Source organism: Hymenobacter ruber (assembly GCF_054783255.1).
On sequence record NZ_BAAGQX010000002.1, the window covers coordinates 541120 to 563289 of the forward strand.

Genomic DNA, 22170 nt, shown 5'->3' on the forward strand with positions numbered 1-22170 from the left:
TTTAAGCGAAATCCGGGGTGTTTTTAGGCTAAAAAGGGGGACGAATTAGGCCTCCAAGCCAGACAATCGATTGTGAAAATTCAACCATTGTATTAATAACATGATACTTATATTATTAACCGTAGGGGTTGGCCTTCCAGACCGCTGAATCGTGAGCTTGCGAGCTAAGGATTGACGGCTCCTTTTGCTTTGGCGGTGTCGAACGCGCTCAGGTTCCAGCGGTCGGCCCATTGCAGGCGGGGCTGGTCGCCCTCGAAGCGCAACGGCAGCCAGATGTAGCCGCCGTCGATGGGGTTCTTCGGCGTCCAGCGGTCGGCCATGAAAATGAAGGCGTCTTGGCGGCCCGCCACCGGCAGCAGGTAGGTGCTTTGGGAGTGGTAGGTGGAGTCGGCATCGGGGCCGGTGGCCGGGTTTTCCAGCTGCTGCCACGGCCCCCAGATGGACGAGGCCACGAACGAGCGGGCCGCATTGGGTGCCCAGCCAGTGCAGCCCGAGGTGATGAGGTAGTACTTGCCGCCACGCTTGCAGATGGCCGGGGCCTCGTTGTGCCCGGCCGGCGCAATGGTGTTCCAGCGCCCCGTAAAGCCCTGGTAATCAGCCGTCAGCTCGGCTACGTGCAGCGTCAGGTTTTCTTCCGAGGAATGGATGTTGTAGGCTTTGCCGTCGTCGTCCACGAAGATGGTCATGTCGCGGGCCATCTGGCCGGGCTCGAAATCGCGCCGGACAAACAGGCCTTCGGCCACGGCTTTTTTCCACTCCGGAGTCCATCCTTTCAGGCTGGCCTCATTTGGCAGGGGCTTTTTCCATTCTTCTTTGAAGCCCAGTGGCCACTGACCCACGCCGGGCCGGAAGGAGCGCACGTAGCGGAACGGGCCGGCAGGTTTGTCGCTCACGGCCACGGCGGTGCGGGCGGCAGCGTAGCCCTTGCCCTTCAGCTCCAGGTGGAACCACATCACGTACTTGCCCGTCTTTTTATTGAACACCACTTTGGGCCGCTCGATGATGCTGCCCTGCTCAATTTCGGAGCCCGAGCCGGCGGGCGCTACCGCCAGCGCAATGCCCTCATCGGTCCAGTTATACAGGTCTTTGGAGGAGTAGCAGTGCACGCCCACCTGGGCGCTGTTTCCCTTCGGCCCCGCAATCTTGTGCTCGCCAAACAGGTAGTAGCGGCCTTTGTCGTAGAGCACGCCCGCGCCGTGGGCGTTCAGGTGGGTGCCTTTGTTGTCGGGCCACACCTTGCCGGGCTCGAAAGCCGCGCGTTGCGCTTGCGCCAACCCAGACACTGCCAGCAACGCCATTATCAAGAGAGACTTTTTCATAACTAGAGGCTGGCTGCGGCTGGCCGCAACTCGCTGAGGATGGAATGATTGAGAAAAGGCAGCGCCGTCTGGCGGGGCTTCAGCAGCTCCAGCACCGTGATTTCGTTGGCGCCTTTTTTCAGCCATTCGGCCGGCACGTAGAGGGTTTGCTGCGGGCCGATGGCCCAGTAGCGGCCCAGGTTGTGGCCGTTCACCCATACGCTGCCTTTGCCCCAGGCGCGCAGGTCGAGGTAGGTGTCAATGGGCTGAGCCACGGTGAATGTGACGGAGCGCAGCACCGGCCCGCTGCTGGCGGCTGGGGCTTGCGTCGCGGCTTTGGCCACGGCCGGAGCTTGGTCGAAAGGCAGGCCGTACATCCGCCAGTCCTTCAACTCCTTGCCATCCAGCTGCGCGCTTTTGGTGATGCCTTTGGTATTCTGGAGCAGGTATTCGCCGAAGTTGACGCGGCCCATGTTTTCCACCAGAATATCGAGCTGCACCGGGCCTGCGGGCAGGGCTAATTTCAGTTGGTCCTGCCGCAGGCGGCGGTCGAGGGTGCCCACGCGCTGGCCGTTCACCATGACTACCGCGTAGTCACGCACGTCGTTCAGCTTCAGCATTTTGGTGCCGCCGCCGGGCACCGTGGTGCGGTAGAGCACGAAGCCGTAGGCCTGTTTCAGCTCTTCGAAGGTGAGGGGCGTGGCGCTGGCCACGGGCGCGGGCAGGCGGTTGAGCAGGCTTGTAGCGCTGGTGAGTTGCAGGGCCGGCAGGGCAGCGCTGGGGCGGGCGGGCGGCACTGGTGGCAGTGGCTGCCCGGCGGGCCGGTATTTGGCAATTACTTCTCTAAAGGCCAGAAACTTGGGTGTGGCATTGCCGGCTTCGTCGAGAGGCGCGTCGTAGTCGTAGCTGCTCACCTGGGGCTCGTAGTGCGAGCTGTCACCCTTGTAGTTGGCCCCGTTCATGAAGCCGCGCGTGCTGCCGCCGTGAAACATGTACATGTTGATGGACATACCGGCTTTCAGCACCGAATCGAGGCCCGGCGTGTACTTGCTGGCGGGCACGGTGTGGTGTGGCGCGCCCCACCAATCGAACCATGCCGGGTACCATTCGGCCACATAATAAGGGCCTTTGCCACCGTGGTTGGCGTTAACCAGCTGCCGAATCTGGCGCGGCTTGTCGGTACCGTTCACGGCGGGCAGCAGACCGTCGAGGTGGCCGGCGGCTACGTCCTTCACCGGGTCACAGGTATAGAGCAGCCCATCGAATCCGGCTTCTTCAAACAGCTTTTTGTTCAGCGCAAGATATTCTTTATCAGAACCGTAGGAACCGTACTCATTCTCGACCTGCACCATGAGTATGGGGCCGCCGTGGTTGACTTGCAGCGGCGCGAGCTGCTTGCCCACCGCCTGGATGTAGCGGCGGTAGGCGGCCACGTACTGCGGTTCCTGGCTGCGCACTTTCAGGCCGGGCACGTTCTGGAGCCAGTACGGGTAGCCACCGAATTCCCACTCGGCGCACACGTAGGGGCTGGGGCGCAATACCACCCAGAGACCTTCTTCCTGAGCCATCTTCACGAAGGCAGCCACGTCGTTGTTGCCCGTGAAATCGTACCGGCCCGGCTGGGGCTCGTGCGCGTTCCAGAATACGTAGGTGCCCACCGTATTCAGGCCCATGGCTTTGGCCATTTTGAGGCGGGCGCGCCAGGCTTCGCGGGGAATACGCGGGTAGTGCAGCTCGCCCGAAATCATCTGGAAGGGCTTGCCATCGAGCATAAAATTATCGGCGGCAAGGCCGAAGGTGTGGGCGGCCGGCGGCATGGGCGGCGTACCAGCCAGGCTCAGGCCGGCCACCGCCAGCAGAGGCAGCAGGCGGCGCAGATGATGGAAAAAAGAGGAAAGAGTGGGCACGTTTGGGAGTCGTTTTGTGGCAGCGTAGGGAGGCTTGCTTTTGAGCCTTTCAGGAATAATTAGGAGGGCAAAACTATCGGCAGGTTATGCGGCGGCCGGGGGGCATTTTCGTTAAAAAGGCGGGGGTAATTGGCTGCCGGACCAGAAAAACGGGCCCACATCCTTATCGGAAAGTGCAGGATGTAATCTGATTGCAAAACGGTTACCTTGGCGGGCAACTTGGGAGCAATCTGAGTCAACCAGCCACCCCGGAGTTGTTTGCTTGCCGTTTTCGTCTTCCTTCTTTCTGCATCTAAATCCCACCCAAACATGCAGGCTTCACATGCCCTCAAGTGGGCTTTCTGCTTCCTTCTTTTACTCTTGAGCCTCGGCGCACAGGCCCAGGACGTAGCGCCGAGCGCCTTCCGCTTCGAGCACCTGACCGTCGACCAGGGCCTCTCGCACTCCGACGGCATGGCCGTGGCCCAGGACCGCGCCGGCTTCATCTGGGTGGGCACCAACCGGGGCATCGACCGCTACGACGGCTACCATCTCAAGCAGTACATGCTGCCCATCAACCCGCACAACGGCGTTTCGGGCAACCGCATTAAGGCCCTGCACGTGGCCCCCGACGGCCGCCTGTGGGCCGGCACGGAGCGCGCCGGCCTGGGCCTCTACGATGCCGCCGCCGACCACCTGCTGAACTACAACGAGCAGCAGGTACCGGCCGCTTTTCGCCCGCTGATGCTGCGCCTGTCGCAGTGCAGCATTGCCGCGCTGGCTTCCGACAAGCAGGGCCGGCTCTGGGCCGGCACGCCCACCGAGGGGCTGTTTGTGCTAAGTTTCGACCCGCAGGGCCACCTGCGCGACCTGCGCCAGGTGCCCCCCCCGGCCAGCCACCCCGCTGAGCAATACAATATAACTAGCCTGGCCACCGATACGGAGGGCAAAGTCTGGTTGGGCACTTTCAACCACGGCCTGCGCGTGATTCGGCCCGAAAACCGGGATTTGGCGGCTGAGCCTACCGAGCTAACCCAGCCAGTGCGCGTGTTGCACATCGACCACCGCGGCGACCTCTGGATTGGGGCCGACCAGCAGGTATTCTGGGTGAGCGCGGCCAACCGCCGCACCGTGCGCGAGCTGCGCGCCCACCCCCAGCCGCAAACCTACCCGGTGCTGCAGGCACTGAACTTAGACTCGTTTGGGCGGCTCTGGGTGGGCACCATTTATGGGCTGTACGTGTGGGAGGCGGGGACTGTGACTGGCACGGCCCCGCCGCTACGCGCCGCCCCCACCCTGCTGCTGCCGCAGGATACCGAGCCGTTCGGCATCAATTCCGAGCGCATCCACCAGATTTTTGAGGACCGCAACCAGATTATGTGGCTGTGCGCGTCGGCGGGCGGGCTGAATAAAGTGGACCTGCGGCAGAAGCCATTTGGCCGGCTGCGCCAGCAACTGGCGGGCGGCTCCACGCTGGCTAATAACTACATCAACACCGTTTATAAGGAAGAGGGGCGCAATATCTTATGGTCGGGCACCCGCAACGGGGTGTATGGCTACGACTTAGCCCACCACACCACCCACAGCTACCTCAATCAGCAGTGGGCCGGCGCGACCCGAGGTGTCGACGTGGCCTCCATCTTCCAGACCCGCAACGGCACCCTCTGGTTTGGCACGCGCACCAACGGCCTCAGCAGCCTCACGCGCGGCGGCGGCCACGAAACCCTGCGTACCTACGGCCAACTGCCCAACGGCCCCGACCTGACCAGCGCCAGCGTGGAAGCCATGGCCGAAGACCGGTTTGGCACGCTGTGGGCGGCCACATTCACGGCCGGGCTGGTGCGCCTAAGCGCCGAGGGCAAGTTCCTGAGCGCGTACCGCAAGGGCCGCACCCTGCCCACCGACCAGTTCACCTACCTGCTTTATGACCGCCGCCAGGACGTGCTATGGGCCAGCACTGTGGACGCGGGCCTGCTGAAACTACGCGTCACGGCTGATTCTCTGGTGCTGCTCAAGCAGTTCAAGGCCACGCCAAGTGCAGCCGACGGCCTGCGTGTGAACTACATATGGCCGCTGCTATTTGATGAACACGGCACGCTTTGGATTGGCACCATCGGCGGGGGCCTGCACCAGCTCGTGACCGATGCGCAGGGCCACGAAACGGTGCGCAGCCTCGCCAAATACTTGCCCGAAACCGACGTGGAAAGCATTCTGGCCGATGATGAGGGCCACCTTTGGATTGGCGGCACGGGCCTCTACCGCTTCACGCCGGCCACCAAAAGTTACCTGCGCTACGACGTGGCCGACGGCCTGCAAAGCAACGCCTTCAAGATTGGGGCCGCCGCCCGGGCCGCCGATGGCACCCTGTATTTCGGGGGCATCAACGGCATCAGCTACTTCCAGCCGCACGCCATTCAGCCCAACCCTTACGCGCCGGTGGTGCAGCTCACGGGCCTGCGCATTGCCAACCAGCTGGTGGCGGTGGGCAAGACCTTTAATGGCCATGTCGTGCTGCCGCAGCCGCTTTCCACGCCCCAGACGGTGACTATCCGGGCTTCGGAAAATGACTTTTCGGTGGAATTTGTGGGGCTGAACTACGCCAACCCGCAGAAAAACCGCTATGCCTACCGGCTGGTGGGTTATAATCCGGACTGGGTGTACCCGGCCCCCGGCCAGCGCACGGCCAGCTTCGCCAACCTGCCGCCGGGCCAGTACACGTTCGAGGTGAAGGCCAGCAACGGCGAGGGCGCGTGGTCGAAAAAAGCCGCCACTATGCAGTTCGATGTGCGCGCGCCGTGGTACAAAACCGGCTGGGCATATGCCCTTTACACCCTTGTGCTGCTGGGCGGATTAGCGCTGTATCGCCGCATCGAAATGGCCCAGCAGCGCCTGAAAAACCGGGTGGCGCTGGAGCAGTTTCAGACTGAAAAAGAAAAGGAGCTGACCGGCCTCAAGCTGGGCTTTTTCACCAATGTTTCGCACGAGCTGCGCACGCCGTTGACGCTGATACTGGGGCCGATGGAGGAAATAATGAGCAGCCCCGGCCCGGTGCCCAACCTGCGCGACAAAGTGGGCCTCATGCACAAGCAAACCCGCAAGCTGCTCGACCTCGTGAACCAGCTGCTCGATTTCCGCAAGGTGGAAACCGGCAACGTGCCCCTGCGTGCCAGCTACGCTGATACCGTGCAGTTTATCACCGACCTCTACGCCACCTTCCGCCTCAAAGCCGAGGAGCGGGGCGTGCGCTACGTACTCGACCTGCCCACCGAGCCCGTGCCGCTTTACTTCGACCGCAGCAAGCTGGAAATCATCCTGACCAACCTGCTGGCCAATGCCTTCAAGTACACCCGCCCCAACGGCCGCGTGGAGCTGGCCGCCACCCCGGTGGGCAACCCGGGCGGTGAGGCCGTGTACACAAAGGGCCGGCTCACCGGCAATTACCTGAAAGTCACAGTGGCTGACAACGGCGTGGGCGTCAAATACTACGAACTGGAGCGCATTTTTGACCCGTATTATCAAGCCTCGCATACCAACACGCTGCGCATGACGGGCACGGGCATCGGCCTGTCGTTGGCCCGGCAGTTTGCCGAGCGGCACGGGGGTACTCTCACCGCTTCCAGCGGCGAAGGCCTGGGCACCACATTTGAGCTGCGCCTGCCCTTCGGCCGTCAGCACTTGCAGGCTGAAGACATTCAGGACGAGGAACCTACGCTGGATACCAGCCCAGCCGAGTTGGCACCCCTACCTGCCGAAGCCGAGGTCGAAACAGCTTCGCTAGTCGAGCCAGAACCCGCCGAAGCCGAGTTTGCCACTGCCCGCCTGCCGCGCCTGCTGGTGGTGGAAGACAACAACGAGCTGCGCACCTACCTGCACCAACTATTTGATAGCGAATACGAAGTACTGACCGCCGAGGACGGCATCGAGGGCTGGGATAAGGCGCTGGCCCAGCTACCTGACCTCATCATCTCGGATGTGATGATGCCGCGCAGCGACGGGCTGGAGCTGTGCCAGAAAATCAAGCAGCATCCTAAAACGGCACACATTCCGGTGCTGCTGCTCACGGCCCGCACCGCCGAAACCCAGGAGCTCGAAGGCCTCGGCATGGGGGCCGATGAGTACATGAGCAAGCCCTTCAACCCCAGTATCTTGCAAGCCAAAGCCGGCACCCTGCTCCGCAACCGCCGCAAGCTGCACGAATACTACCAGCGCCACATCCTACTGGAACCCACCGAAATAGTGGTGGCCGATGCCGACCGCCAATTCCTGGAACAGGCCATGGCCGTGGTGGAGCAGAACCTCGACAATTCCGAGTTCAGCGTGCAGGTGCTGGTGAAGGAAATGGCCATGAGCCAGTCGGTTTTCTACCGCCGCATCAAGAGTATCACCGGCCAGACGGCCGTGGAATTTATCCGCGATGTGCGGATGAAGCGCGCCGCCCAGCTCCTGGCCCAAACCCAGATGCGCGTATCAGAAATAGCCTTCGAGGTGGGGATTGAGGACGCGAAGTATTTCCGCAAGGCGTTTCAGAAAATCTACAACGTGTCGCCGTCGGAATATGCCAAGCAGCATCGGCAGGGCCGCGAAGCTGCGCCGGCGGAGCCGGTGGGGTGAAAGGGCAGAAACGCAAATAGGGCAGAACGTCATGCTTCGCTGCGCTCTGCATGACGTCCTTATGTGTCCTACTGATAATCAACACTCCCCCAAATCACCAGACGAATACCGCCCCCCTAATCCCCCAAAACGCCCCCGCCAAATCCCGGCGCAAGCTCCTAGTATTGCGGTCAGTTTTCGCCGTTGCCAAATCCCGCCGGCCCCACTCTCCTACCCCACCCTCATGCTCCTTTCTCTTCGTCCGCTGGCCTGCGGGCTGCTGCTGGCTCTGGGCCTCGGCCGCGCCGGCCACGCCCAGGAAATGACCGCCACCGACAAGGCCGTTTTCAAACCCAAATTCATCAAGCAGCAGCTGCTGAAAGCTACTAGGTGGCAGCTGGCGCACCCCAAGCACAAGGTCACGGACTGGACCAACGGCGCGTTCTATTCCGGCGTGTTTGCCGCGTACCAGACCACCAAGTCGAAGCTGATTCTCGACTCGCTCATGGCCATGGGCGAGCGCACTAACTGGCAGCCCGACCGTCGCTACGACCACGCCGACGACATTGCCATCTGCCAGACCTACCTCAACCTCTATCGCCTGAAAAAGGACCGGCGCATGATTGAGCCCACCCTGGCCGTAGTGGAGAAATTTCGCACCGTGCCCGGCCCCGAGGTGGAAAAAAACGGCATTGCCTGGTGGTGGTGCGATGCCCTTTTTATGGGCCCGCCCGTGCTGGTGAAGCTGGGCCTGATTGAGAATCAGCCCAAATACGTAGCCCTGAGCGACACGCTGTATCAGCAGACCTACCGGCGGCTGTTCAACCACTCGGAGCATCTGTTTTCGCGCGATGCTTCCTACCTGTGGAACGCGGCCGGCGAAGGCAAAAAGGAGAGCAACGGCCAGCGCATTTTCTGGAGCCGGGGCAATGGCTGGGTGATGGGCGGCTTGGTGCAGATTCTCCAGGAGCTGCCTGCCAACCATCCCACGCGGCCTTTCTACGTAGGCCTGTTTAAGGAAATGAGTGCTCGGCTGGTGCAGTTGCAGCAGCCCGACGGCCTGTGGCGCTCCAGCCTGCTCGACCCGGCCGCCTACCCCGGCGGCGAAACTTCGGGCTCGGGCTTCGATGCCTACGCTATGGCCTGGGGCATCAATAACGGTATTCTGAATAAAGCCACCTACCTGCCCGCCGTGCAAAAAGCCTGGGTGGCCCTCAATAAAGTGGTATCGCCGGAAGGCCGCGTGGGCTGGGTGCAGCCCATCGGGGCCGACCCGCGCCGCGACTTTTCGGCCGAGAGCTGGGAGGTGTACGGCACCGGAGCTTTCCTGCTGGCCGGCTCTGAAGTCATCAAGCTCAAGCGTTGATTTAGCGCCGTTTTGGCCCCGTTACTTATGAAGCGACGCTCATTCATCACGGGGGTTGGGGCGGGCCTGTCGGCGCTGTCGCTGCCAGCCGTGGCCCTGCCCGCTGCTACCGCACTGCCCGGCACTTCCTCTAAACCGGTGGCCGACCGCGACTATTGGGTAACCACCCTGCTGCGCATCGTGGAGCCGGTGCTGAAAGCCGGGGCCGAAGGTAAACTCAAGACCGACATGCCCGTGGAATCAGCGGCCGGGCAGCAGGAAGGCCGCCGCCGCGTCACGCACCTCGAAGCCCTGGGCCGTACCTTGGCCGGCCTGGCCCCCTGGCTGGAACTAGCCGACGTGCCAGCCACCGAAACCGACCGCCAGCAGCACGCCGCCGAACAAGCCCGCCAGGCCATCGCCCACGCCGTAGACCCGCAGTCGCCGGGCTTCTTCAACTTTACCCAAGGCGGCCAGCCGGTGGTGGATGCGGCTTTTCTGGCGCACGCGTTGCTGCGTGCGCCCACTCAGCTGTGGGGCAAGCTGCCCGCTGCCACGCAGCAGCAGCTGGTGCAGGCGCTGCAAAGCAGCCGCGTCATCAAGCCAGTGTATAGCAACTGGCTATTGTTCAGCGGCATTATTGAGGCCGCGCTGCTCAAGTTCACGGGCAGCGGCGATTTGATGCGGATGGACTACGCCATCAAGGAGCACCAAACCTGGTACAAGGGCGACGGCATCTACGGCGATGGGCCCGATTTTCACTGGGACTACTACAACAGCTACGTTATCCAGCCCATGCTGCTGGATGTGGTGGGCACGCTGGTAGCGGCCGGCAAGGAGAGCAAGGAGCTATTGGAGCGCCTGCAGGCCCGCGCCCGGCGCTACGCCGCCGTGCAGGAGCGGCTGATTGCGCCCGATGGCTCGTTTGCGGCCTTCGGGCGCTCGCTGGCGTACCGCTGCGGGGCCTTTCAGCACTTGGCGCAGGTCAGCTTGCAGCAGCTGTTGCCGGCCGAACTGCCGGCTGGGCAGGTCCGCAGCGCCCTCACGGCCGTGATTCGCCGCACGCTGGAGCCCAAAGGCACGTTCGACGCGCAGGGCTGGCTGCAAATCGGGCTGTGCGGCCACCAGCCGGGCATCGGCGAAACGTATATCTCGACGGGTAGCCTGTACCTGTGCACCACCGCGTTTCTGCCCTTGGGCCTACCCGCGAACGACCCGTTCTGGACCAGCCCGGCGCAGGACTGGACCGCCCGCCAAATCTGGTCGGGCCAGGATGTGAAGACGGACCACGCGCTGTGATAGTGGCCGGCAAGAGCGGCAAACAGGCCGGCCCGGCTGCCTCCGCATTCGGCACACTACACGAGGCTTTTTCAGACAATTTCATTCCCGCTTTGGTTGGTTGGCGGCGCCGCCTGGCCCGGATGCCGCGCGCTCAATACCTTTGGCCCTCCCCGTATAATTACCCGGTTCTAAAACACCGTATTTCTACGCGAGCGCAAACCTGGCTTGCCGCTGTCCTTTGCACAGCTGCGATGCTGGCATTTGGACGATTATCCGGTCTGCTTTCACGATGCTTCTGCCCTCGTCATTCAAGTTGGTCGGCATTATTCGCACTTTCAAAACCGCAAACGCATTTCACCAATCTTCCCACCTGATTTCAATGACAAACACCGAAACAACTACTACCGCTGTCACTACCTCCTACCTGCTTAGCGAAAGCGACTTCAACCAGTACGCGGCGGCATGGAAGGTGTTCGCCGGGCAGCCCAGCGGCACCCCCCTCACCGATGCTTTCTTCACGTCAACCGATTCCCGGCTGCTGACCTTCAACTTTCCGCTGGAGCGCATCCAATGGCTGGTTTCGGCCGTGGGCGTGCGCCAGATTAAAGCCCGGTTTCTGCTGATGCCCGGTTCCGCCCGAAAGCAGTTTAGCCTTGCCCTGTTTGCCACCGATGCCACGGGCTACCGGTTGTCGGCCTACTACCTGCCCGAGCAATACTACGCGGCTGACAACCCAGACGCGAAAGTATGCGAGCCGATTCCTGATGACCTGGCTTCTACCTGGCAGCAAAACTGGCAGGCGGCGGCGGAAATCACGACGGATATGTTCACCACCTACACCAGCGACTCGCACGACCCCGCTGTGCTCGAAGGCTACAACTTTGAGATAAAAGACTTTGTATCGGTGCTCTACGAAACCGGTGAGAACATCGACCTGGGCCTGGGCCTGCACCAGTACCACGCCCCCACCGCCACTTCGGAGGCGGAACTGACGAGTACGTTCGGCCTGGTGCTCCAGGCGCCTGCCCTGGGCCAGGCTGCCCGCGGTGCCGGGGCCGCACGGGTCGATTTTGATATGGCCTTCCCTTCTCCGCCCAATACCTGAGCCCTGACCATAAGCAACTCTTTAATTGCCAGCTCTGAAGGAAGAAGGCGATTGCTGCCATGACCGACCTTTTCCATCTTTCCTTGCAGCAGCTGGTGTTGCGGCTGACCATGCTGCCGGTGCTGGTGGCGGGCATCATCGGCCTGATTCGCTTCCGCCAGTTGCCGCTTAATCTGCGTTACCTCACCGCGCTTATTGGCTTCATCCTGCCGATGAACGTGTTGGCTTACACGTTAATGATTCAGCACCGTAGCAACCTCTTTCTGATGCCGGTGTATGCCGTGGGCGAGTTCCTGCTTCTGGCCCTGGTGTTTCGGCAAACGCTGCAGTCGCCTACCTTCACCCGGGCCGTGCCCTGGCTGGTAGGCGGCTTTGCGGCGTATGCCTTGTTCGACAGTCTGGCGGCGGGCACGCTCGCCCAGTTCCGGCCCGGCCAGCAGGTGATTCAGGGCGTGCTGGTGCTGGGGCTGGTGGGATTGTATTTTCGCAAATTGCTGCGCGAGCTGCGCGTGCTGCAGCTGCGGCGCGAGCCCATGTTCTGGGTGTCGGCAGGCTTATTAATATATTATCTGGGGTATTTGCAGATTGCCATTTTCAGCAACTACCTCCTGCATTATTCGCACCAGCTGAATGCGAATGTCTGGATGATACATTCCTTTCTGTTCATTATGCTTTATAGCTGCTACAGCCTGGCCTTATGGCTCCCCCAGCGGAAGTAACCTTTGGCCAGCTGCTGTTTGCGGGCATCGGCGTCATGCTGCTGGCGGCCGGCACGCTGCTGGTTTTTCTGGTGACGTACCAAAAGCGCCTGCTGCAGCAGCAGCTCCACATGCGCACGGCCGAAGCCATTCATCAGCAGCAGCTGCTGGTGGCCATTATCGAGGCGCAGGAAGGCGAGCGTGAGCGCATTGGCCAGGACCTGCACGATGGCATCGGCTCGACCGTGGCCACGGCCAAGCTCCTGGTCAACCGGCTCACCAGCCTGCCCAACCAAGCCCCGCCGCCCGACCTGCTGGCCCTCATCGAAGAACTCATGACCACTGCCGTGCAGGACGTGCGCAGCGTGTCGCACAGCCTGTACCCGGCCGTGCTGTCGCGCTACGGCCTGGCCGAGGCCATTCAGCACCTGGTGGACGTGTGCAACGAAACGGGCCAGCTGCCCATCGGGCTGGCCCTGGAGTATGGCCAGCCCCTGGCCCTGGCCCAGGAGCTGGCCCTGTACCGCATTTGCCAGGAGCTGCTGCACAATGCCCTCAAGCACGCCAAGGGCGCCACCTACCTCGCGGTGCAACTGCACCAAACCCCCCAGCTCCTGACGCTGGTCGTGGAGGACGATGGCTGCGGGTTTGCGGCCGGAGCCAACGGCGCGGGGCGCAAAAACGGCGGCGCGGGCCTGCGCAGCATCGAGGTACGGGTGCAGATGCTGCGCGCCAGCCTGCGCCGCCACAGCGCCCCCGGCCAGGGCACCCGCATGGTGGTGGAGCTGCCGCTACCGTCGAGTTAATTTTATTTTTATTTTCTTCGTTACACTTAGGTCCCACCCCACTCTATGGTCTCCCCCATCGCCCCCGTCCACATCGCCCTTCTCGACGACCACCCCCTTTTCCGCCAGGGGTTGCGCTACATTCTCGAACCGTTGCCCTACGTGGCCAGCATCACGGAGATGGCCGAGGCCGCCGAACTGGTGGCCTTGTGCCGGCAGCAGCTGCCCGATGTGGTGTTCCTCGATTTGCAGATGCCCCAGATGGATGGGCCGGAAGTGGCGCAACTCCTGCTGGCGGAGTTTCCGGAGCTGAAAATCATCGTGCTTTCCATGTTTTCGGCCGACAAATACATCACCCAGATGATGAAGCTGGGAGCCCGCAGCTACCTGCCCAAAGATGCCACCCAGGAAGAGCTGGTGCAGGCCATCCAGGAGGTGCTCAGCACGGGCTACCACTTCACGCCCCGCATGTCGCGGGCGCTCATGCGCGGGGTGCAAAAGCCCAGCCGCCAGCCCATCACCAAACTTCCGGAACTGCTGCAGTTTACCCCGCGCGAGGAAGAAGTGCTGCGCCTGATTTGCCAGGGCCACCGGGCAAGCGAAATCGCTGAGCAGCTGTTCATCAGCCGCCGCACCGTGGAAGGGCACTGGCAGAAGCTGCTGGAAAAAACCGGGGCGTCCAGCGTGGCGGCCCTGGTTGTGTTTGCCGCCAAGCACGGCTTGCTCGACCAGTAGCCCCGGGGCGTCAGCAGGTCCGGCTTTCGCAGGCAGTTTACCCGCGTTTTTCCCTAACTTAGGAAAGCTAACTTCTGCCGGCATCCCTCCCGTCCCGGCCTGCTTCGCCATGACTGAACCTGCTGCTGACCTCTGGCCCGCCCTGCCCACCAACTGGGATGACACCCGCCAAACCCTGCACCTCTGGACCCAGGTAGTGGGCAAAACCCGCCTGGCGCTCAGCCCCATGCTGAACCACTGGTGGCAGGTGCCGCTGTACGTGACGCCGCGGGGCCTTTCCACCGGCGCCATGCCCTACGCCGGGGGCAGCTGCGAGGTCGTGTTCGACTTCAACCAGCACTGCCTGCGTCTGCACACCAGCGACGGCCGCAGCCGTGAGCTGCCGCTGAAGCCCCGCTCCGTGGCCGATTTCTACCACCACTACCGCGCTTTGCTGCGCGAAGCCGGCATCCATGTCAAAATCTGGCCCGTGCCGGTGGAGCTGGAAGAGGCTACGCCTTTTGCCGAGGACGAACACCACCGCTCCTACGACCCCGCCGCCGTGCAGCAGTTCTGGCAGGTGTTGCTACGGGCCGATGCGGTGCTCAACGAGTTCCGGGGCGGCTTCACGGGCAAGTGCAGCCCGGTGCATTTCTTCTGGGGCAGCTTCGATTTGGCCGTCACGCGCTTCTCGGGGCGGCCCGCGCCGCCGCACCCCGGCGGTATCCCGCACCTGGCCGACTGGGTAACCCGCGAATCGTACTCGGCGGAGCAGAGCGCGGCGGGCTGGTGGCCCGGCGGCAACGGCCAGGCTGCCGCCTTCTACAGCTACGTGTATCCCGGCGTGCCGGGCCTGGCCGAAGCCGTTATTAAGCCCGCCGAGGCCTATTTCAATCCCGAAATGGGCGAATTTCTGCTCCCTTACGAAGCCGCCCGCACTGCCCCCAACCCACGCCAGACCGTGCTCGACTTCCTGCAAAGCACTTACGCCGCTGCCGCCGACTTGTCGAACTGGGACCGCGCTGCGCTGGAGCGGCAGTAGGTTTTTAGGAATTCAAAAGCTCTTCGTTGCCCGACTGTGGTGCCAGCGAATCGACCCGGACCGTTTGCTCCGGGCAAAGCGTACGTATTGTCCGTTTTATAGCGTGGCAGCTGGCCGCGCGGCGGCACGGGCCAACTCCTGGTATTTGCGGATGGTGCCGGCCTGGTCCTGGCGCAATTCCAGCATCAAGGCCGTATCAGCGACGGTTTCGCAGTGCTTGTGGCCCCACAAAATAAACTCCGCCATCAGCGGGGCCAGGTCCAGCCCTTTCTCGGTGAGGCGGTAGGTGAACTTCGATTTTTTATCGGCCGCCACGGTCTTGGTCACGATGCCCTGGCACTCCAGCAAGGCCAGCCGGTCGGCCAGAATGTTGGTGGCCATTTTTTCTTCGGCTTGCGCAAACTCTCCATAGGAAGATTTGCCGATGAATAGCATATCCCTCAAAATCAACAAGGTCCACTTGTCGCCCAGGATATCGAGCGAGGTGCTCAAGGCGCAGGCAGAACGCTGTTTTGGCTGTTTCATAACGCGGAAATAAATTTTACTTGCATTTTGCAAGTTTATTAATCTACCTTTGCACTTGCAAAAAGCAAGCAAATATACGCGCTGCTGACTCTTGCATCCCGCGCTGGCCCCAACGTCGGGCGATTCAATCAAGGCGGGGTTATTCATACCCCCAACTCATTCATTTTTCCCATGAAACTACAAGGTAAAGTAGCCGTCATCACCGGCGGCAACAGCGGCATTGGCTTCGGCATTGCCCAGGAATTCCAGAAGGAAGGCGCCCAAGGCGCCATCGTCGGCCGCAACCGGGAAACGCTGGACGCCGCGGCCCAAGAGCTGGGCGACGACTTTATCGCCCTGCAGGGCGACGTGACCCAGCTCGCGGATTTGGAGCGTGTGTTCCAGGCCGTGGCCGACCGGTTTGGCAAGCTCGACACGCTGGTCGTGAGCGCGGGCGGCGCCATTGGCGTGGGCACGGCCGCTTCGGTGGCCAGCGCCACGGAGGACGACTTTCAGCGCGCGGTGGACCTGAACCTGAAAAGCGTCTTCTTCACGGTGCAGAAGGCCCTGCCGCACATGAACGATGGCGCATCCATCGTGCTGGTGGCGTCCAATTCGGCCCACCAGGGGTCGGCGGGGTTGTCGGCCTATTCGGCAGCCAAAGCCGGCGTCATCTCCTTCGCCCGGTCGTTCTCCCTGGATTTGCTGGCGCGCAACATCCGCGTCAACGTGCTCAGCCCCGGCTCTACCGACACGCCGGTGTTCGGCAAATTCGGGTTGCCGGCCGAGGTCATCGCCCAGGTCAAGGCCGGCTTCGTGGAGTCGATTCCACTCAAGCGCATCGGGCGGCCCCGCGAGATGGGCCGGGTCGCCGTGTTCTTAGCGTCGGATGATTCCTCCTTCATGCTGGGCAGCGAGGTGCTGGCCGATGGCGGCGCCACCATGCGCTACGCTTAAGGCCAGGGCTTGGGAAGCGCCACGGGCTGCCCCATCGAAGTAAGCCACATACCGGCCGTTTGCTCGTTGCAAACGGCCGGTATGTTGTTAAATAGCCGGTAGTCGAGCGACGGCACGGCCGCGTGCAGGTTAGCATGGGCTAAGCCATTTGTGTTGGCTGTCTTGGGGGCTGCGCGGCCAGTGGCGGGCAGTGGGGCGAAAAACAGGGGTTAATTTTGCCCTCCCACACTGTTTTCCGATTTATGAAAGCCCTCTGTTTTGACGCCTTTGGTGGCCCCGAGGTCCTGTATTATGCCGAAGTACCGGACCCGGCGGCGCCCGGCCCCGGCGAGGTACTGGTGCGCACCCGCGCTATTGGCCTGAACTATGCCGACGTGTACCGCCGCCAGGGGCATTACCACCTGCTGGGCCAGCCGCCCTACCTGGCCGGCTACGAAGCCGCCGGCGTGGTAGAAGCCGTGGGGGCCGGGGTGGCGGGCTTTGCCCCGGGCGACCGGGTAGCCTTTGCCGACGTGCCCTTTGCCAATGCCGAGCTGGTGCTGGCCCCGGCCGAAAAGCTGCTGGCGCTGCCGGCCGGCGTATCGTTCGAGCTGGGGGCGGCGCTGCTGCTCCAGGGGCTCACGGCCCACTACCTCAGCCACGACAGCTACCCCGTGCAGCCTGGCGATGTGGTGGCGGTGCACGCCGTGGCCGGCGGCGTGGGCCAGCTCCTCACCCAGCTCATTCGGCAGCGCGGCGGCCGGGTGCTGGGCCTCACCTCGTCGCCCGAAAAAGCCGCAACGGCCCGCGAACTCGGGGCCGAGGCCGTTTTTTTATATTCCGACGACTGGGTCGGCCAGCTACGCGCCCATACCCACGGCCAGGGCCCCGATGCCGTGTACGACAGCGTGGGCAGCACCCTGGCTCAAAGCCTGGAAGCCGTGAAAACCCGGGGCACGGTGGTATTCTACGGCATGGCCGGCGGCGACCCTGCCCCGGTCGACCCGCGCCAGCTCATGGACGCTTCGAAGACGCTGACCGGCGGCGATTTGTGGAATTACCTCGACTCAGGCGGGGAGCGGCAGCGCCGGGCCGCAGCGCTATTTGGGCTGGTGGCGGCCGGGGAGCTGCGGGTGCACATCGCCAGGCAGTTTGCATTGGCCGAGGGGGCTGCCGCCCACCGTTACCTCGAAAGCCGCCAAAGCGCGGGCAAGATTTTGTTGATTCCGTAGCGCGGCGCAGCCGGGAGCTACGTAGTGAGCAACCGCTTACTCGGGCGGCAGCTGGCGGCCGAAATGCTTTTTCAGGATTTCGTCGACCTTTTCCCGGTTCAGGGGCTTGTTGAAGAAGCCGCCGATGTTGAGGTGCTGCACCCGCTCCACGTCGCGGGGGTGCAGCGAGGTAGTGAGCATTACGATGGTGGTGGCCTGGCGCTGGGCGGCGGGCAATTTCTCGTAGGCTTCGAGAAAGGCGAAGCCGTCCATCACGGGCATTTTCACATCCAGCAGAATCAGGACCGGGCAATCGGCGAAGGGCGTCTGGCAATGCACGTGCAGCAAGTCCAGTGCCTCCTTACCGTTAAGGGCCACCAGCACCTGCTCGGCCACGGCCAGCCGCTTCAGCAGCAGCTGGTTGAGGTAGTTGGCAGTAGGGTCGTCATCGACGAGCAGGACGCAGGCAAGCTTTTGCATGGGGATTCAACGCGTCCCGCCGCCCGCAAAGCGGCGCACTGGAACGGGGCAGGTCATTGATTAACGAAGTGAACCGTAAACGTGCTGCCCTCGCCCAAGGTTGATGCCACGGCGATGCGGCCTCCGGCGTTTTCCACCATTTTCTTCACCATATACAGGCCAATGCCCGAGCCTTCCACATGGTCGTGGAAGCGCTGAAACATGCCAAACAGCCGGTCGGCATACGCGGTATCGAGGCCCAGGCCATTATCACGCACTTCCAGCACCGTGTGGCCCGCTTCGGTCCAGGTGCGCAGGCGCACGTGCGGCGGCCGCGTGGGGGCGCGGTACTTCAGGGCATTGCTGAGCAGGTTGAACACCACCGAGCGCAGGTTCTTTTCAGAAAACAACACCGTAGGGGCCTCCACGTCGATTTCCAATTGGGCCGCAGTGCTTTGGATGAGGGGCTCCAGGTCGAGGCGCACGTCGTGGACGACGGCCGCCAGGTCGACGGCCACCGTGGTGCCGCTGTGCTCCTTTTGCAGCCTTGACACTTCGGTGAGGTGCTCGATGGTGCGCTTGAAACGGTTCACCGAATCCTGCATCAGGTCGAGCAGGGGGCTTATTTCCTCGCTCTGGGCCGTGGGGGCGGGCAGTTCCAGCAGCAGGGCCGTAAGCAGGCCTTCAATGTTGCTGATGGGCGCTTTGAGGTCGTGCGAGGCGGTGTAGATGAAGTTGTCGAGGTCGACATTGGCGCGGGTGAGCTGCTCGTTGTTGTCGCGCAGCTGCTGCTGGGCCTGGTCGATGCGCTCCAGGGCCAGCTTCTGCTCGTGAATGTCGGTGCAGGTGCCAATCCACTGGATAATCTCGCCCTGCGCGTTGCGCGAGGGCAGGGCCCGGCCCAGCATCCAGCGGTAGTCGCCGGCGCGGTTGCGGAAGCGGTATTCCACTTCATAGGGCTCACCGGAGGCCAGGCACTCCACCCACCGCTGCCCCGAGGCGGGCCGGTCATCGGGGTGCAGGTGCGTCACCCAGCCCTGGTCGGAACCATGCGCGTTTTCCTGCCCAATGTAGTCGAACCAGCGGCGGTTGAGGGAGGTATTGATGCCCTGCGGGTTGGCGGTCCAGGCAATCTGGGGGATGCCTTCCAGCACGCGGCTGGCTTCGGCGGCGGCACGCTCGTGGGCTAGGCGGGCGGCTTCCTCGCGCTTCAGCTCCTCGTTTTTGCGGTCGAGCAGGGCATTCTGCTCGGCCACCTGCGCCCGAATGGCCGTGATTTCGCGCTGTGCCGACAAGTCGGTGACGATGACGGCCAGCGCCGGCGTCTCGTTGAATTCCAGCACGTTCATCGACACCGAGAAGGGCAGCAGCGCGCCGGTCTGGGTTTGCAGCGGCAGCTCGCCGCGGCTTTTGCCGGCCCAGCCCCGGTCCATCAGTGCGGCCCAGATTTGCTTGAAGCCCGGCGGCACAAATTCGTCAAAGCTGCGGCCCATCACCTCGGCCAGCGGGCAGTGCAGCAGCTCGGCCAGGCTGGCGTTGCAGTAGAGCACGGTAGCGTCTTCGGCCAGCAGCAGCGCCCCTTCGTTCATCTGCTCGATGAGGGTGCGGTAGCTCTGGTCGGCCCCTTGCAGGGTAAAAATGCGCGGCCCCTCGGCCCCCTGCACGGCCAGCGCATCCACGGCCCCGGTCCGAATGGCGTGAATCAGGTCGTGGGCTTCCTCCAGCTGCTCGCGCAGCTCCTCGTTGGCCCGGACCAGCTCGGCGGCGGAGGGCGCAGACTCACTCATAGCGCTTGTTCGTCGGCTGATGGGTTGATGCCCAGCGCTTTCAACACCCGGCCACGGTCCGAGAGGTCGCCCACGAGGCGGCGCACCAGGCCGGGGCTGCGCTTGATGAGCGTGGGCACGCCGATGAGGTCTTCGCGCTGGGCCAGGTCGGGCTGCTGATAAATGTCCACAATCAGCAGCTCGTAGCGCCCTTTCAGAAATTCCTCGCAGATGTCTTTGATGTTGCGCACGGCACGCGTCGAATTCGGCGTAGCCCCGGTGATGTAGAGGTGCAGCACGTACTCGGGGCCAGCGGGCTCCGGCGGGGCCAGGGGGTCCGTAAAGGGTTCCATGGGCGCGGTTATTTGCTCGTGGCCGGGCGCACGTCGAGGCCGACCAGTACGCGCTCTTCGTTCGAGAGGTCGCCGATGATTTTGCGGATGGGCTCGGGCACTTTGCGCACCAGCGTGGGGATGGCCAGAATCTGGTCGCCCTCAGCCAACTGCGGATTTACCAGCAGGTCAACCACTTCCAGCTTATAGCGGCCTTTGAGGTGCTGCTCGCAATACCTTTTCAGGTTGGCCAGGGCCGTCACCGATTTCGGCGTTTGGCCGGCCACGTACAAGCGCAGTTCCCACGTTTCCTGGAGGCCTTCTTCTTCTAATTCAACTGCGGCTACTTCTGCCATAAAACGGGGGGTGGAATGGGATGCTACGGCATTCCGGGGGTTTGGGTTACTGGCCGCTTTCGGCCGTGGGGGCGCTGGGGGCCGGCGGGTTGGCGGCCGTGATGCGCTGATTGCCGCTGAGCAGGGTTTGCTGGCGGTTTTGCTCGTTGGAGCTGATTTGGCGCAGCTCCTCCTCCACCGATTCGAACTCGGTGCGCAGGTTGGCAATGTTGGCTTCCAGCATGCGGCGGCGGCGCTCAAGCTCGCGGTCGCGGCGGTCGGCTTCCTGCTGAGCGGCCAGCGTTTCGGCGTGCTCCTTCATTTGCTGGGTGAGGCGGCTGGCCCCGGTCACGATGCCGGTGGGTCCGAGTACCACGTCCAGCAGTTCGATGCCGTGCGGAGTCACCACGAACTCGCGTACCTGGTTGGAGTGCGCCATGCCGCGCGACTTGAGGATGCTCAGGCCGCGGTTGCGTTCGCCCACCCCTTCCAGGTCGCGCACCGAAATCCAGGTATCGACCAGCGACGACACGCCTTCTTCGGTCATCTCCTGCTGGAAGCTGCGCCCGTTCACCAGCGCCGTAAACAAGGCGGTGATGCCATTAACTTTCAGGAAATCAATAAGCCGGGTGAGCATGCTGCGCACCTCGTTCACGTTGCCCACGCTGATGAGGTTGGTAATGGGGTCGATGACCACGGCCGTGGGCTTGAACTCCTTCACCAGGCGATGCAGCGTCACGAGGTGCTGCTCCAGGCCGTTGAGGGTGGGGCGGCTGGCTTCGATGAGCAGGCAGCCAGCGTCGACATGCTCTTTCAGGTTGATGTTGACCGACGCCATATTGCGCAGCAGCTGTGCCGGCGACTCCTCAAAGGCAAAGAAGATGCAGCGCCCCCCGTCCCGGCAGATTCGTTCGGCGAAGCCGGCGGCCAGAGTGGTTTTGGCCGTGCCAGCCGTGCCGGTAATGAGCACGCTGCTGCCCTCGTAGTAGCCGCGCAGGCCAAACATTTCGTCGAGGGCCGGAATGCCGGACGAGACAATGTGGTTCGACACCGCGTGGTTGAGCCGCAGCGAGGTAACGGGCAGCACCGAAATGCCGTTTTCGGTGATGAGGTAGGGGTATTCGTTGGTGCCGTGGGTGCTGCCGCGGTACTTCACCACGCGCAGCCGGCGGGTAGTAATCTGGTCAATCACCCGGTTATCGAGCAGAATCACGCAGTCCGATACGTACTCTTCCAGGCCCTGGCGGGTCAGCGTGCCTTCGCCGCGCTCGGCGGTGATGATGGTGGTCACGCCCTTTTCCTTGAGCCAGTGAAACAGCCGGCGGATTTCCGAGCGCAGCACGCCCTGGTTCGGAAAGCCCGAAAACAGCGCCTCGATGGTGTCGAGCACCACGCGCTTGGCCCCGATGCTGTCGATGGCGTAGCCCAGCCGGATAAATAGCCCGTCGAGGTCGTACTCGCCGGTCTCCTCAATCTCGGAGCGGTCGACGTGGACATGGTCGAGGCGCAGCATTTTGCGCTCCTGCAAGTCCTTCAGGTCGAAGCCCAGCGAGGCCACGTTGGCGGCCAGTTCCGGGGCGGTTTCCTCGAAGGCCATGAGCACGCCCGGCTCATCGTATTCCAGAATGCCGCGCACCAGGAACTCGATGCCCATCAGGGTTTTGCCGCAGCCGGCGCTGCCGCAAATCAGCGTGGGCCGCCCCAGCGGCAGGCCGCCTTCGGTGATTTCGTCGAGGCCCTCGATGCCCGTGGGGGCTTTAGGGAGCTGGGGTAAGGCGTGGGCAGTAGCGGGAAAATTTTCAGGCATGAAGAAGTGCTATGAACAGCTAAAGGTAGCAGTTGAAATAAAAAAAGCCCGGCTATGCAAAAAGCACGGCCGGGCA

Annotated in this window: 18 protein-coding genes; 10 read left to right on the top strand and 8 right to left on the bottom strand. The window is 62.8% G+C overall.

Features of this window, described 5'->3' with window-relative positions; genetic code table 11:
• Positions 1–164 precede the first annotated feature (164 nt).
• Together ACYVM5_RS02970 and ACYVM5_RS02975 are read right to left on the bottom strand one after the other, a co-directional pair.
• Positions 165–1319: a glycoside hydrolase family 43 protein gene (locus ACYVM5_RS02970; protein ID WP_460616690.1), complete on the bottom strand. Its 1155-nt coding sequence runs from the start codon at positions 1317–1319 to the stop codon at positions 165–167.
• 2 nt (positions 1320–1321) lie between these two features.
• Positions 1322–3205, bottom strand: coding sequence for a glycoside hydrolase family 35 protein (locus tag ACYVM5_RS02975; RefSeq protein ID WP_460616691.1), 1884 nt, complete (start codon positions 3203–3205; stop codon positions 1322–1324).
• Between the two features lie 360 nt (positions 3206–3565).
• Here ACYVM5_RS02975 and ACYVM5_RS02980 point away from each other — a divergent pair, with 360 nt between their 5' ends.
• The 8 genes from ACYVM5_RS02980 to ACYVM5_RS03015 all read left to right on the top strand — a co-directional run bounded on the left by ACYVM5_RS02980 (position 3566) and on the right by ACYVM5_RS03015 (position 14744).
• Positions 3566–7795, top strand: coding sequence for a hybrid sensor histidine kinase/response regulator transcription factor (locus tag ACYVM5_RS02980; RefSeq protein ID WP_460616692.1), 4230 nt, complete (start codon positions 3566–3568; stop codon positions 7793–7795).
• A gap of 223 nt (positions 7796–8018) precedes the next feature.
• Positions 8019–9140 carry a glycoside hydrolase family 88/105 protein gene (locus ACYVM5_RS02985; RefSeq protein ID WP_460616693.1) on the top strand — a complete coding sequence of 374 codons (1122 nt, stop codon included), beginning with the start codon at positions 8019–8021 and terminating at the stop codon, positions 9138–9140.
• A 27-nt stretch (positions 9141–9167) separates the two neighbouring features.
• Positions 9168–10418: a DUF2264 domain-containing protein gene (locus ACYVM5_RS02990; protein ID WP_460616694.1), complete on the top strand. Its 1251-nt coding sequence runs from the start codon at positions 9168–9170 to the stop codon at positions 10416–10418.
• Between the two features lie 361 nt (positions 10419–10779).
• Positions 10780–11505, top strand: coding sequence for a hypothetical protein (locus tag ACYVM5_RS02995; RefSeq protein ID WP_460616695.1), 726 nt, complete (start codon positions 10780–10782; stop codon positions 11503–11505).
• 59 nt (positions 11506–11564) lie between these two features.
• Positions 11565–12224, top strand: a complete 660-nt coding sequence (locus ACYVM5_RS03000) for a hypothetical protein (protein ID WP_460616696.1) — start codon at positions 11565–11567, stop codon at positions 12222–12224.
• A complete protein-coding gene (locus ACYVM5_RS03005) occupies positions 12203–13009 on the top strand; it encodes a sensor histidine kinase (RefSeq protein ID WP_460616697.1) in 807 nt (268 codons plus the stop codon). Before ACYVM5_RS03000 ends, ACYVM5_RS03005 begins: the two co-directional genes overlap by 22 nt.
• A 45-nt stretch (positions 13010–13054) precedes the next feature.
• Positions 13055–13723 carry a response regulator gene (locus ACYVM5_RS03010; RefSeq protein WP_460616698.1) on the top strand — a complete coding sequence of 223 codons (669 nt, stop codon included), beginning with the start codon at positions 13055–13057 and terminating at the stop codon, positions 13721–13723.
• A 109-nt stretch (positions 13724–13832) separates the two neighbouring features.
• On the top strand, positions 13833–14744 hold the full coding sequence (locus tag ACYVM5_RS03015) for a DUF5996 family protein (RefSeq protein WP_460616699.1): 912 nt from the start codon (positions 13833–13835) through the stop codon (positions 14742–14744).
• A gap of 96 nt (positions 14745–14840) precedes the next feature.
• Here ACYVM5_RS03015 and ACYVM5_RS03020 read toward each other — a convergent pair whose 3' ends face one another.
• A complete protein-coding gene (locus ACYVM5_RS03020; protein WP_460616700.1) occupies positions 14841–15269 on the bottom strand; it encodes a winged helix-turn-helix transcriptional regulator in 429 nt (142 codons plus the stop codon).
• A 171-nt stretch (positions 15270–15440) separates the two neighbouring features.
• On the opposite strand from ACYVM5_RS03020, the gene ACYVM5_RS03025 reads away from it, so the two are divergent.
• On the top strand, positions 15441–16205 hold the full coding sequence (locus ACYVM5_RS03025) for an SDR family oxidoreductase (protein WP_460616701.1): 765 nt from the start codon (positions 15441–15443) through the stop codon (positions 16203–16205).
• 242 nt (positions 16206–16447) lie between these two features.
• The gene (locus tag ACYVM5_RS03030) at positions 16448–17416 is read left to right on the top strand and encodes a quinone oxidoreductase family protein (protein WP_460616702.1); all 969 of its coding nucleotides are present in this window, start codon (positions 16448–16450) and stop codon (positions 17414–17416) included.
• Positions 17417–17452: 36 nt separating this feature from the next.
• Here the strand turns inward: ACYVM5_RS03030 and ACYVM5_RS03035 are convergent, their stop codons facing one another.
• Genes ACYVM5_RS03035 through kaiC form a run of 5 tightly spaced genes read right to left on the bottom strand, consistent with a single transcriptional unit; the run spans position 17453 to position 22094 of the window.
• Positions 17453–17875 (bottom strand): response regulator, encoded by a 423-nt coding sequence (locus tag ACYVM5_RS03035; RefSeq protein WP_460616703.1) that lies wholly within the window; start codon positions 17873–17875, stop codon positions 17453–17455.
• 53 nt (positions 17876–17928) lie between these two features.
• Complete coding sequence (locus ACYVM5_RS03040; protein ID WP_460616704.1) at positions 17929–19641, bottom strand: ATP-binding protein; 1713 nt, start codon at positions 19639–19641, stop codon at positions 17929–17931.
• Positions 19638–19973, bottom strand: a complete 336-nt coding sequence (locus tag ACYVM5_RS03045; protein ID WP_460616705.1) for a circadian clock KaiB family protein — start codon at positions 19971–19973, stop codon at positions 19638–19640. Before ACYVM5_RS03045 ends, ACYVM5_RS03040 begins: the two co-directional genes overlap by 4 nt.
• Positions 19974–19981: 8 nt before the next feature.
• A complete protein-coding gene (gene kaiB / locus ACYVM5_RS03050; RefSeq protein WP_460616009.1) occupies positions 19982–20308 on the bottom strand; it encodes a thioredoxin domain-containing protein in 327 nt (108 codons plus the stop codon).
• Between the two features lie 46 nt (positions 20309–20354).
• Complete coding sequence (gene kaiC / locus ACYVM5_RS03055; RefSeq protein ID WP_460616706.1) at positions 20355–22094, bottom strand: KaiC family protein; 1740 nt, start codon at positions 22092–22094, stop codon at positions 20355–20357.
• Between the last annotated feature and the right edge of the window lie 76 nt (positions 22095–22170).